Below are 12,533 nucleotides of genomic sequence, written 5' to 3'. Positions count from 1 at the left end.
TGCCGGCAAAATATTGGGGTAAACCCTTGCGGATTTACCCCCTTTGACCTTCTCTTAATCGGCCAATACATACACCTTGACCATCTGCCGCCCGAAAGCCCAGGCCGCGTCATAATCTTCGATACACAGGTCGATCCGGTGGCCGATTATCGCGCCGCCGGTATCCGCCGCCAGCGCCAGTCCGTAGCCGGGCACATACACCCGCGTGCCGAGCGGGATAACGGAAGGATCGACCGCCACAATCCCGTGGCGGGCCGCAAGGCCGCTCGCCGTAATCCCTTCGCCGCTGCCGTCGGTGGGCAGATATGCCGTCGCTTCCATCAGATACGCCTTCCTAAAGCGCATCGTCCCCCGCGACGTCTGGACCGTCTCGCGTGTGCCGACCCGCAGAATTTGAGGTTTGGGCTCCACCAGCATCTTCTCGGTCACAGTAGTGGTGGCCGTCTGGGCGCCGTCCTCGAAATGCAGCTTTACGGTAGCCTCCTTGAGACCTTCCTCACCCTCGTCGAGAACCTCTTCGAGGCCCCTTTCCAGCGTCCCGTCCGGTTGGCGGACAACAGGCGGCGGGATGGGCACCTTGCGCGTAACCATGCTCTCCGTCAGCGAAATCAGCCGAATCTTCATCATCGGTTTTACTGGCGTCGTCTCAGCTGGCTCCGTGCGGCCGCGGCCGGGACCGTATCCCAGACTGGCGGCCACTTCGCCCGCCGTGGGCTTGCCGGTAATCACAATCCGCGTGCGGTCCTTGTAAATCACCTCGACCGGCACTGCCCGGTAAACCGTGATAATCGTCCCCTCGGTCACGTTGGCTGTCGACATCCTGTATTCGTCCTTGCTGGCGAGATAGACGCCAATCTGGTGCAGAATGTCTTGCGGATTATCGTGGACAGTATATATTGTAGTCTTCTTGCCGTCGGCCACAACCGTAACATTCTTGCTGGACCAGACAGCCCCCGTGATTACCAGTGATGTTATGATAAGAGCAGCGACAAGAATCGTCCGGCCCCTATCAAAATTGACCGCAAACTTGCGTAAACTTGCGGTTTTTAAACCACTCATTCACTTCCCCCTTTCCAGGTTCGTAAATTATACCATAGCAGGTAGGCGAGTGTCAAACGAGGCAGCGATTTCCTGCCTCAATTCAAGTTATATCCAAAAACGGGGCGTTCTATACCATAAGCAAGAGGACCGGCTTCCGCCGGCCCCACCGTGACATTAGCAACCATACCGTAACGGCAACTCCCGCCGCGCCTCACCGCTAAGCATCCCGAAAGTAACCGAACAGCCGGCCGAAATCCACCCCCGCCACCTCGCGACGCTGCCCATACCTTGCGTACAGGGCCTCGACGCCGTCCCTGAGCGGCCGGGACGTAATGCCGTGAGCGATCGACAGCGACGCCTCGATATAGGCTGCCAGATGATCGCAGGCCTTGACCAACTCCCCGTCCAGCGGCGAAAAAGCGTCCTCGTTGTAGCGGGCGGCGATATCACCGGACGCCACCTTCGTCACCCTGCCGTCGAGGATGACCTTGTTGGCGAACTCATCCTCGATGTAATACCTGATCTCCCGGTGCCAGCCGTCCGGCAGCAGCGGGTAAAGCTTCTGGGCGACCTGTCGCGCCTCAATCTCCTTGATAAGCTCGTCCAGCCCGGTCACGGAGCTTTTGACCGGCGAGATTATGTCCCGGGTCAGCACCTCCGGCAGGTCGTGGAACAGGCCGGCGAAATAGTTGTTTACCAGGCGCGCCTCGCACGCCCCCACCTCCAGCGAGCAGCAATACGCCAACATCGCCACGACCAGCATGTGCCCCATCACCGACGTCTCCGGCACCCGCGGCGACTGCGCCCAACGCTGCTGGAAACGCAGCTGCCCCACCAGGTCGATGAAATGGCGTGTCTTGCGGCCCAGGCCGATCTTCTGCACCCCCACCAGGTCGTAATGCTCCTCCAATTCGTTGGCAATACGGGTCCTGGTCTCTTCCACCCCGTAAATATGGGAATTTAGCTGATAAATCATCTGAAACTCCCAGTCGGTCGCCAGATAATGCGCCGCCCTGAGAATCTTCTTCTCCATCGCCGCGTACGCCGGGTCGGTAAGATAGCGCGCGAAGTTGCCGCCAAAATCCCCGGCCAGCGAATCCATTCTTTCCTTAAGCTCATCCAGCACCCAGCGGTTAAGCTCCGCGCCGTGCCTGGCCATCAGCTCGTGGAAAACAGGCGGCTTGATATCCGTCACCCTTACGCGGTGCAAAAACTCGAACAGCCCTCCCTCGATCAGCAGCCGCCAGTTCACCGTCGCCCTGCGGTCCTCGACCTCGTACTTGGCTAGGACATAGGCGATGATCATCTTATGGGCCTGTTTATCGAGTTCCGTGAAACCCCCTTTGGGGCGCATATGATCATTCCAGCGCTGGATATGGGCGCTCTCATACAAAAACTCCAACAGCTCCTTCTTGATCACCGGCTTATCCTCCATCGCAAAAATCATATTCTAAATAATATTCCCCGTCCCCGCCCGCTATCCTGCCCGCCGGCCAAGCGGCTTTTCGCCCAATGTTTATATACTACGGTCATCCAAACGAAAAGCCGCCTTGCGGCAGCTCTTTTCTTGCTCTAAACCGTTATCCCGAACAGTCTCTTCGTATTCTCCGTCGTCCGGGCCGCCAAAGCCTCCGGCTCCAGCCCCAGCAGCCCGGCCACTTTTTCGGCCACATAGCGCACATGAGCGGGCTCGTTGCGTCGTCCCCGAAAAGGCTCGGGCGTCAGGTACGGGCAATCCGTCTCGACCAGCAGGCGGTCAAGCGGCACCGCCTTCACCACCTCGTGCAGCTTATGGGCGTTGGCAAAGGTCACCGGCCCGGCCACCGAAACGTAAAACCCCATCTTAAGCACCTCGCGGGCCATCTCCACGCTGCCCGAAAAACAATGGAACACCCCGGCCAGCCCTTTGCCCTCATTTTTTACGGTCGCCAGCACATCGGCGTGAGCCTCGCGGTCGTGGATTATTATCGGCTTGCCAACCTGGCGGGCCAGGTCGAGTTGGCTGACAAACACCGCCCGCTGGGCCTCGCGGGGCGAAAAATCGTAGTGGTAATCGAGGCCGATTTCACCCACCGCCACCACTTTGGGGAGAGCGCACCACGCCGCCAGCCTGTCGTAATCTTCCTCGCGGGCGTCCTTGGCGTCATGGGGATGGATGCCGACCGCCGCCCACACGATATCATGCTTCGCCGCCAGCTCCACCGCCCGCGCCGACGAGAACATATCCGCACCGGCGTTGAGTATCCCGGTCAGGCCGCCGGCCACCGCCCTGGCAACCACCTCGTCGCGGTCGTCGTGAAAGCGTTTATCGTCAAGATGAGCATGGGAATCGAATAGCATAGTATCCTCCAAAATGCAGTGGCTGTTCAGAACGCTCTAACTGCAGGGCGCACCGGAGGCTGACGCCACCGTTTCCTCCGCGAAACGTTTGTATACGCCGGGGAAGGCAGCTGAAAGCAACAAAGCAGCTAGGAAGTTATGGACAGCCTCCCCTATATATGCCTATCTTACCTTACTTCCGGGTTCCATCCCCGGAGCGGTAACCACCGCCAGCTTGTCGCCGTTGACCGCCGCCAGCACCATTCCCCGCGACTCGATGCCGCGGATCTTGGCCGGCTTCAAGTTGACGATCATAACCACGTCCTTGCCCACGAGGTCCGCAGGCGCGTAATGCTGGGCGATGCCCGAGATAATCGTCCGCTCCTCGCCGCCAAGATCGACCGTCAGCTTCAGCAGCTTGTCAGCCTTTTCGACCTTCTCGGCCGCCAACACCCTGGCGGTGCGAAAATCCATCTTGGCAAAATCCTCGATGCTTACCTCGGGTAGAACCGGCACGGCAGGCTTCGTCGCCTCCTGCGGATTTTTGGCTTCGTCCACTTCCCCAGTCTCCTCCTTCTCCTCGATGCGCGGGAATAGCGCCTCCGGCGCCGTCATCTTCGTGCCCGCCGGCAGCAGGCCCCAGCGCTGGGCATCGTCCAGCCTCGCCGCGGCCGGGTCGCCGGCCAGGCCGAGCTGACGCCAGATGCGCGGCGTCGTACCGGGCATAAAGGGAGAAATCAGGATAGCCACGATCCGCAATACCTCGGCCAGATTATACAACACCGTGTTGAGGCGGCCCTTTTTGGCCGGGTCCTTGGCCAACGCCCACGGTCCCGTCTCGTCGATATACTTGTTGGCGCGACCGATCAGCGCCCACACACCCTTGATGGCGGCGTTGACCTCCAGCCTCTCCATCGCCCGCTCGTATTCGGCCGCCGTTTCCTGCGCCAGCCGCACGAGCTCCTCGTCCACCGCCTCCCGCTCCTCCGGGGCCAGAACCACGCCGCCGCTGAAGCGGCCCACCATGTTAACCGTGCGATGGAGCAGATTGCCGAGATCGTTGGCCAGATCGGCGTTAATGCGGTTGATGAGGGCCCCGCGCGAAAAATTCCCGTCGTTGCCGAGCATAATCTCCCGCAACAGAAAATAGCGGATCGCGTCGGCGCCGAACTCGTCGATCAACACCAGCGGATCGATGACGTTGCCCTTGGACTTGGACATCTTGTCCCCTTCCATCACCAGCCAGCCATGGCCGTACACCATCTTCGGCAACTCGACGCCTAGCGCCATCAGAATGACAGGCCAGATGATCGCGTGGAAACGGACAATCTCCTTACCCACCAGGTGGATATCCGCCGGCCAATACTTGGCAAATTTGCCACGGTCTTGCAGATAGCCAGCGGCAGTGATATAATTCGTAAGGGCGTCGAACCATACATAAACGACGTGCTTTGTGTCGAACGGCACCGGAATGCCCCAGTCGAAGGTCGTGCGCGATACGCACAGGTCCTCCAGGCCGCCCTTGATGAAATTGATCATCTCGTTGCGGCGCGACGTCGGCTGAATAAAGTCCGGATTAGCCTCTATGTAGGCCAGCAGCCGGTCCTGATATTTCGACATCCGGAAGAAATAACTCTCCTCCCTCAGCAGCTCCACCGGCCGGCCGCAATCGGGACAGTTGCCCTCGTTTAACTGGCGCTCCAGCCAGAAAGTCTCGCAGGGAGTGCAATACCAGCCTTCGTAAGACGCCTTGTAGATGTCGCCCTGGTCGTAGATCTTTTGAAAAATCGTCTGCACGACCTCGCGGTGACGAACTTCGCTGGTACGGATGAAATCGTCGTAGGAAATCGACATTTTCTCCCACAGGTGGCGGAAAGACGCGACAATCTTGTCGACATACTGCTGCGGAGACACGCCGTTTTCCTGAGCCTTGCGCTGAATTTTTTGCCCGTGCTCGTCCGACCCGGTAAGGAAAAAAACATCGTAGCCGGCCAGCCGTTTGTAGCGGGCTAGGGCATCGGCCACCGTCGTGCAGTAAGCGTGGCCGATATGTAGCTTATCACTCGGATAGTAGATCGGCGTAGAAATATAAAACTTTTTTTCAGACATATAAGCACTCCTTATCGACCAATATTTCCCCAGCAACTTAGAGGAGCGAGAAAGCTTGTATTCCCAACAATTATAGATAAATTGACCAGCAATGTCAAATATTAGCGTTCGACAATTAAGAACATTTATTGGAAAACATGTGTTTTTTTGTCAAAACAGGGGGTTGACAAGCATTGTAATTTCTGGTATTATTTAGGTAGACATTTTTTGTCGAATCATGTTGAAATGGAAGGGGAACTGAACATGAAATCAACTGGCATCGTACGCAAAGTGGACGAACTAGGAAGGGTCGTAATACCCATCGAACTCCGCCGGACCCTTGATATCGAAGAGAAGGACGCGCTGGAAATTTACGTCGACAACGACCGCATAATCCTCCGCAAATACGAGCCGGCATGCGTTTTCTGCGGCAATGCGGACGAGATCACCAATTTCCGTGGCAAGAACGTTTGCAAAGAGTGTCTGACAACCATGGGGCAAAAAGCAGTCTAAATCAGCATTTTGCCGAAAAGGAGGCCTGAAAAGGGCCTCTATTTTTTTCGTTGAAAACAGTCGACCCGCCTATTTTTCCGCCGCCACGACAGCCTGGTAGACCTCCCGGCGCGGCAGTCCCCGTTCGGCAGCCACCCGCCTGATGGCCTCCTTCTTGGGCGTCCCGCCGTCCACCAGCCTGGCCACCGCTGTCGCCGGCTCGTCCTGCGGCTCGTCCTGCGCCGCCGCCTTTCCCGTCCCGCCCGCGACCACCAGCGTAATCTCGCCGCGGGGCGCCTGAGCGGCAAACCGGCTGCCAAGGGTCGCCAACGGACCGTGGGCGAATTCCTCGAACTTTTTCGTCAGCTCCCTGCCCACGACCGCCGGGCGGTCGCCAAACGCAGCCGTCAGCTCGGCCAGCGTATCCGCCAGCCGGTGAGGCGACTCGTAAAAAATCAGGGTATACGGCAGCTCCGCCAGGGATGCCACAAGTTCGCGCCGTTTTTTTGCCGCCCGCGGCAGAAAACCGACAAACAAAAACATGGCCGTATCGAGACCGGACGCCACCAGCGCCGCGAGGGCCGCATTCGCCCCTGGCACCGGCGTCACCGGCACCCCCGCCGCCAGCGCCAGCCTCACCAGATCGGCGCCAGGGTCGGATATCCCGGGCAGCCCGGCGTCACTGACCACGGCCACATCCTCGCCGGCCGACAGGCGGGCGACCAGTTCCGGCCCGCGGGCCGCCTTGTTATGCTCGTGGTAACTCACCAGCGGCGTATGGATGTCGAAGTGGCTGAGCAGCTTCCGCGTGTGCCGGGTATCCTCCGCGGCGATGACCGCCGCCTCCTTCAGCACCCGCACGCCCCTGAACGTCATATCCTCCAGATTGCCGATCGGGGTCGCGCACAGATATAGTGTTCCGGAGCCCTTTTCCATACTATTCACCTGCCTGGTAATAAGCCGTAAGCTCCCTGCTATAGCAGCCGTCCTCGCCGTAAACGTATAGCGGCGGCTCAACCTTCAGGCCCGGCCTTCCGCCGCGCACCCCCTCGGCCAGCAGCAGCTTGGCAGCCTTGCCGGGAGCCGGATGAACCAGCCGCAGCCGCTTGGGTTCCACGCCCTCCCGCCGCAGCGCGCCGACGACGTCCGTAAGCCGCTCCGGCAGATGCACCATCGCCAGCCGTCCTCTGTCCTTGAGAAGAAAAGCAGCCGCCGCGACAAAATCGTCCAGACCGCCGGCAAGTTCATGGCGGGCCAGCGCCAATTCCTCCCGGGGGCTCACTCCCCCGCCGCCCAGCGGCCGGTAGGGCGGATTGGCGACCACCAGATCCCAGTTCCGCCCCGCCAACAGGGCGCCTTCCGGAATCGCCCGCACATCGGCGCATACCACCGCCAGGCGGTCGTCGAGAGCGTTGACGCCGACGCTGCGTCGGGCCATGTCCGCCATCTCGGGGCTGATCTCCACCCCCGTCACTCGCTTCGCCCCCCTGGCGGCGAGCAGCAGTCCCAGCACCCCCGTGCCCGCGCCCAAGTCGACAGCCGCCGCTCCCCGCTTCACCGTCGCGAAGTGGGCCAGCAGCACCGCGTCGAGAGAAAAGCGGAACCGGTCGGCCTGCTGAATAATCTTGAGGCCGCCGATTAGCAAATCGTCCAGGCGTTCGCCCGGACGCAAAACCTCATTTGCCATTTTCCTCTTTTTCCACAACCTCTTCCCACGGAATCTCCAGCATCTTGCCGTCCTTCAGGCGGACCGACGCCGTCCGTTTGGCGCCGTTAACGGCGGTGATCTTACCCTCGCCCTCCACCGTCATAACCTCGCGGCCCGCCTGAGGCGCGGGCGTCTTCTTGCAACACGAGCCGTAGCAGTCGCTCTCGTACTTCAGGCAACACATCAGCCGGCCACAGATGCCGGAAATTTTCGTCGGGTTAAGGGATAAATTCTGATCCTTGGCCATCCGGATCGACACCGGCTCGAAATCACCGAGGAAAGTAGCGCAGCATAGCGGCCGCCCGCAGCAGCCGATGCCCCCCACCATCTTCGCCTCGTCGCGCACCCCGATCTGGCGAAGCTCTATGCGGGTGCGAAACACCGCCGCCAAATCCTTGACAAGCTCGCGGAAATCGATCCGGCCTTCGGCGGTAAAATAAAAGATTATCTTGTTTACATCGAACGTATACTCGACATCCACGAGGTTCATCGGCAAGTTATGGGCCTGGATCTTCTGCTGGCAGACCCGGAAAGCCTCCGCCTCCTTGGCCTCATTGTCGCGAACCTTGGCCTCGTCCTGAGGCGTTGCCTTACGTTGCACCGGCTTCAGCGGCGCCACGATATCCTCGTCCTTGACCTCGCGCGGGCCGATGACCACCCGGCCGTACTCCAACCCCCTGGTCGTCTCGACGATTACGTGGTCGTTCTCCGCCAGGCTGAGCTGCCCGGGGTCGAAATAGTAAACCTTGCCCGCTTTCTTAAACCGAATACCGACGACGGTCTGCATCTCGCGTTCCCTCCCTTGCCGCTTCCAATAAATGTATCAGCATCGCCTCCAGCGTGAGGCGGGTATTGGCGTTTCCTTCCAAAGCCCGACCTGCGTCCCGCACCACCCGCAGCGCCTCGTCAAGGCGGCGGGCGTCCCAGGCGGCGGCGGCGCGGCGCAGTTCGCCGGCCACATCGCTGTTGAGCGCCAGTTCCTCCCGGCCGCTGACGACGACCAGCAGATCGCGCAGCACCTGCCGCAGGTGGCGGAGGAATGCCGCCAGCTCGGGTGCCGCCAGCTTATCCAGCGCCGCTCCCTGCGCCCATACCAGCGAAGCCCCGCCGGCCGGCAGGGCGGCCACGACGGTCAGTGCAGCGTCTCTAAGCGCCAGGCCCCCCTCGGCCAACAAAGCCAATGCCTCGCCCACCCTGCCGCCGGACAGGCGGGCCGCCATCGCCGCCCGCGCCCCGTCCGCCCCCCGCGCCGCCAGCAGGCGGGCGAGAGCCTCGGGGGCCAGCGGCCGGAATGGAAAGACCCGGCAGCGGGAAACAACGGTCGGCAGCATGGCGTGCCGGGAAGACGCCGTAAGAATGAACACCGACCCGGCCGGGGGTTCCTCAAGAATCTTCAATAGGCTGTTGGCCGCCTGCACGGTGAGCCTTTCCGCCTCCTCGACCAGGAAAACCCGGCCGGAACCGAAATATGGCGCGAGCGCCGCCTCGTGTTGCAGCGCCCGGATCTGGTCGATTTTCAGACTCGCCCCGTCGGCCGCCAGCTCGACAAGATCGGGATGGGTGCCCTGCCCCACAAGCCGGCAGGACGGACATTCTCCGCATGGCTTGTCCCGCCCCCCGCAGAGAATCGCGGCCGCCAGCGTCCTCGCCGCCAGCAGCTTGCCGATGCCGGCCGGCCCCTCAAACAGCAAGGCATGCGGCATCCGGCCCGAGGCAAGCATATTGCACAGCATCGCCGTCACCTTGTCGTGCCCAGCGATATCTTCCCACCGCGTAACCATATCAGCTGTACAGATCGACCAGCATGCCGCGGATGGCGTCCAGCCGACCCATGATCTGCAGCTGGCGCTCCTGCCCCTGGCGGACGTCCTCCGCCAGCTCGGTCAGTTGATGATCGATCTCCTTAACAACGGCGTACATCTTCTGGCGCCCGTGACGGTCCCAGCCGGCCTGGGCCTGCAGCGTGTATGCGCGGCCCACCGCCTCGGCGAGAAAGGAGCGCACAAGCTCCCGGTAAGCCTTAAGCTCGGCATAGGTCGGCACCTCGCCAAGCCGCCGGCCCTGCTCGGAAATCCTGTCCAGCAGCTCGTTCATCTTCTCCTTGGACAGCGAATCCTCGGCCTTCGACAGATCGGCCGTAAACAGGCCGCCGGTCTTTTCCGGGTGGCCTGCAGCCTCGCGTTCAGGCAACACCGGCGTCCCGCCGGGACGCACGTTGTTTATTTTAACCATAAGCCCTCCTGCAAAAAAACTCCTCCACAATCTCCACCACCGCGCGGTGGACCTCGTCTACGCCGCCATCGGCAGCCACAGCCTTTACCCGGTCGGGCTCTGCCGCGGCCAGTTCCCTGAACCCCTCGCGCACCAGAGCATGGAAAGCGGCCGCCTCCCCCTCGATGCGGTCGGCGTCGCCCCGCCCCGCCACGCGCCCGTCAAGGGTGGCGTCGTCGCTCTCCAGCAGGATGGTCAGATCGGGAGTCACCCCGCCGGTAGCAAACAGGTTTATGGCGTCAAGATCTTCGCGCCCCAGGCGCCGGGCCGTTCCCTGGTAAACAAGCGTCGAATCGGCGTAGCGGTCGGAAAGGACCACCTCCCCGCGCCCCAGCGCCGGCGCGATCACCTCGGCCACGTGCTGGGCCCGCGCGGCCATATACAGCAGCGCCTCGGTACACGGAGCCATCGCCGCATTCGCGGGGTCGAGCAGCAGGCAGCGGATCTTATCACCCAACGCCGTGCCGCCCGGTTCGCGCGTGCAGACGACGGTATGGCCCCGCCGGCGAAGATGGTCCGCCAGCAGGCCCAGTTGGGTCGTCTTGCCCCCGCCGTCGGGACCCTCGAAGGTAATCAGCACCCCTACCATTATTCCACCACTTTGACTGTTTTCAACATATAGTCCTCCGGCCCGGAAATATGCAGGCCGGCCTTCTGCAGGCGCAGACAGTAATCGATGGTCTCCGTCGAGATGCGCTCGCCGGGACAGAGCAGGGGAATGCCGGGAGGATAGAAAGTGATGATTTCGGCGCACACCCGTCCGGCCGCCTGCTTGAAAGGAATCGTCCTGGTATGGCCGAACAGCGCCTGACGGGGGGACAGCACCTGCTCCGGTATGGGCGGGTAAGCGTCGCCGTAAGCGCCCTCGACCGCCGTGAAATCACGCCTGCCGGCATGATTGGCCGCCAGACCGCGCAACGCTTCCACCATCGTCCGGGCCTCGGCCTCGCCGTCGCCCATCGTAATCAGGAAAAGAACATTATACATATCGGATAATTCCACCTGCACCTTGTACTCGTGGCGCAGGATGCGCTCCGCTTCAGCCCCCTTGAGGCCCAGTCCCTTTACCGTCACCGTCACCTTGGTGGGATCAAGGCCGTAGACCCCGGGCGTACCGAGCTTGTCGGCGCCGAAGCAATACAGACCGGGAATCTTGTTGATCTCCGCGCGTACCCACTCGGCCAGCTCCACCGACCGCGCCACCAGTTCGCGCCCCTGGGTCGCCATTTGCATGCGGGCCACATCCAGCGACGCCATCAGCAGATAATTAGGACTGGTCGACTGAACGAGCTGCAGCATCGCCTTCAGGCGGGGCACGCTCACGCGTCCCTCGCGGCAGTGGACCATCGAGCACTGGGTCAGCGCGCCGATTATCTTATGGGTGCTCTGGGCGCAGATATCCGCCCCCGCGTCCAATGCCTGCAGCGGCAGATGGGGGGAAAAACGCAGATGCGGGCCATGGGCCTCATCCACCACCACCGGCATATTGTGGTCGTGGACGATATCGACGATCCGGCGCAAATCGGCAGCCACGCCGTAATAAGTGGGGTTGATGATCAGCACCCCCTTGGCGTCGGGGTGCTTGCGGACCGCCTCCTCCACCGTCTCGGGAGTCACCCCGTGAGAGATGCCGAGATGCCTGTCCACCACGGGATTCGTGAAAATAGGGATCGCCCCGTTCAGCAAAACCCCGCCGATAATCGACCGGTGGGCGTTGCGGGGTACGATGATCTTATCGCCGGGGCCGGCGATGGTCAAAATCATCGCATAAATGCCGCCGGTCGTGCCGTTAACGACGAAAAAGCTGTGGTCGGCCCCGTAAAGCTCGGCCGCCAGATCCTGGGCCTCCTTGATGCAACCGTGGGGCTCATGCAGGTCATCCAGCTCGGGAAGGAGCGCCAGATCGAGTTCCAAAGCGGTCCGGCCGAGGATATTCTCCAGCCGCGGGTGCATCCCCTTGCCGAACTTATGTCCCGGTGTATGAAAAGGGATTACCCCGTCGTCCACATAGCGTTTCATTGCCGCGAGCAGAGGCGTCTCTTCTTGCGAATAGCCCGGCAACCAAATTCACCTCCCGAAATAGGGAACGAAAAAACCCGTGCGCAAAGGACGGCTGTCCTTAGTGTAAGCACTAACGGTAGAAATCATTATTAATTGTATCACAGTGGCCAAAGCTATACAATAAATACCCTGTCTACCGCCGTGAAGAGCGCCGGCAAACACGCCAAACCCCTGCCCGTTGGCAGGGGTCGTTCCATCCTGATTCTTTTCACCCCAGCCGCAGTTGGTCGCCGGGCTTTGTCCCGGTACGGTCCAGCGTCCCCGGCGGCAGCTCTATCACATAGCGGCTGCCGCGACACAGCGTCATCCGCCCCGGTCCAAGGTTAGCCACCGTATGCGCCACCCGGTCGCCGTCGGCGGCGAACAGCACATCGATGGGATACTTCATGCCAAAGGTGTGAATGCTGCAACACGGCCTGATAACCAGCCCGCCGCCATCCGGCAGGCCCTCCGTCCCCAGTAGGCCCCTCAGGCGGGTAAAAAAACTGTCCGCCAGCCGCGCGTCATTGGCCAGCAGCTTGCCGGTCGTCACGTTGACAATCTCCATAACAGC

At 61.3% G+C, this 12,533-nt stretch carries 13 protein-coding genes; 1 reads left to right on the top strand and 12 read right to left on the bottom strand.

Features of this window, described 5'->3' with window-relative positions; all coding sequences use genetic code 11:
• Positions 1–54: 54 nt before the first annotated feature.
• The 4 genes from Q4T40_20870 to metG all read right to left on the bottom strand — a co-directional run bounded on the left by Q4T40_20870 (position 55) and on the right by metG (position 5,469).
• On the bottom strand, positions 55–1,059 hold the full coding sequence (locus tag Q4T40_20870; GenBank protein ID MDT8903688.1) for a G5 domain-containing protein: 1,005 nt from the start codon (positions 1,057–1,059) through the stop codon (positions 55–57).
• 199 nt (positions 1,060–1,258) lie between these two features.
• Positions 1,259–2,461: an HD domain-containing protein gene (locus Q4T40_20865; GenBank protein MDT8903687.1), complete on the bottom strand. Its 1,203-nt coding sequence runs from the start codon at positions 2,459–2,461 to the stop codon at positions 1,259–1,261.
• A gap of 152 nt (positions 2,462–2,613) precedes the next feature.
• Complete coding sequence (locus Q4T40_20860; protein ID MDT8903686.1) at positions 2,614–3,381, bottom strand: TatD family hydrolase; 768 nt, start codon at positions 3,379–3,381, stop codon at positions 2,614–2,616.
• Positions 3,382–3,543: 162 nt separating this feature from the next.
• Entirely contained in the window at positions 3,544–5,469 is a 1,926-nt protein-coding gene (gene metG, locus Q4T40_20855) for a methionine--tRNA ligase (GenBank protein MDT8903685.1), read from the bottom strand.
• 237 nt (positions 5,470–5,706) lie between these two features.
• On the opposite strand from metG, the gene Q4T40_20850 reads away from it, so the two are divergent.
• A complete protein-coding gene (locus Q4T40_20850; GenBank protein ID MDT8903684.1) occupies positions 5,707–5,961 on the top strand; it encodes an AbrB/MazE/SpoVT family DNA-binding domain-containing protein in 255 nt (84 codons plus the stop codon).
• 69 nt (positions 5,962–6,030) lie between these two features.
• Here Q4T40_20850 and rsmI read toward each other — a convergent pair whose 3' ends face one another.
• From rsmI to Q4T40_20810, 8 genes are all read right to left on the bottom strand, one after another.
• Positions 6,031–6,876, bottom strand: a complete 846-nt coding sequence (gene rsmI, locus Q4T40_20845) for a 16S rRNA (cytidine(1402)-2'-O)-methyltransferase (protein ID MDT8903683.1) — start codon at positions 6,874–6,876, stop codon at positions 6,031–6,033.
• A 1-nt stretch (position 6,877) separates the two neighbouring features.
• The gene (locus tag Q4T40_20840; GenBank protein MDT8903682.1) at positions 6,878–7,627 is read right to left on the bottom strand and encodes a tRNA1(Val) (adenine(37)-N6)-methyltransferase; all 750 of its coding nucleotides are present in this window, start codon (positions 7,625–7,627) and stop codon (positions 6,878–6,880) included.
• On the bottom strand, positions 7,617–8,435 hold the full coding sequence (locus tag Q4T40_20835) for a stage 0 sporulation family protein (protein MDT8903681.1): 819 nt from the start codon (positions 8,433–8,435) through the stop codon (positions 7,617–7,619). Before Q4T40_20835 ends, Q4T40_20840 begins: the two co-directional genes overlap by 11 nt.
• A complete protein-coding gene (gene holB, locus Q4T40_20830; protein MDT8903680.1) occupies positions 8,407–9,429 on the bottom strand; it encodes a DNA polymerase III subunit delta' in 1,023 nt (340 codons plus the stop codon). Before holB ends, Q4T40_20835 begins: the two co-directional genes overlap by 29 nt.
• A gap of 1 nt (position 9,430) precedes the next feature.
• Entirely contained in the window at positions 9,431–9,880 is a 450-nt protein-coding gene (locus Q4T40_20825; protein ID MDT8903679.1) for a YaaR family protein, read from the bottom strand.
• Positions 9,873–10,508 carry a dTMP kinase gene (tmk, locus tag Q4T40_20820; GenBank protein ID MDT8903678.1) on the bottom strand — a complete coding sequence of 212 codons (636 nt, stop codon included), beginning with the start codon at positions 10,506–10,508 and terminating at the stop codon, positions 9,873–9,875. The genes Q4T40_20825 and tmk overlap by 8 nt, the downstream gene beginning before the upstream one ends.
• Positions 10,508–11,980 (bottom strand): aminotransferase class I/II-fold pyridoxal phosphate-dependent enzyme, encoded by a 1,473-nt coding sequence (locus tag Q4T40_20815; GenBank protein MDT8903677.1) that lies wholly within the window; start codon positions 11,978–11,980, stop codon positions 10,508–10,510. The genes tmk and Q4T40_20815 overlap by 1 nt, the downstream gene beginning before the upstream one ends.
• 208 nt (positions 11,981–12,188) lie before the next feature.
• Positions 12,189–12,527: a DUF192 domain-containing protein gene (locus tag Q4T40_20810; GenBank protein ID MDT8903676.1), complete on the bottom strand. Its 339-nt coding sequence runs from the start codon at positions 12,525–12,527 to the stop codon at positions 12,189–12,191.
• Positions 12,528–12,533 lie beyond the last annotated feature (6 nt).

Source organism: Selenomonadales bacterium 4137-cl (assembly GCA_032334055.1).
GTDB lineage: Bacteria > Bacillota > Negativicutes > Sporomusales > UBA7701 > Anaeroselena > Anaeroselena agilis.
This window is presented reverse-complemented; position numbering and strand designations above follow the sequence as displayed.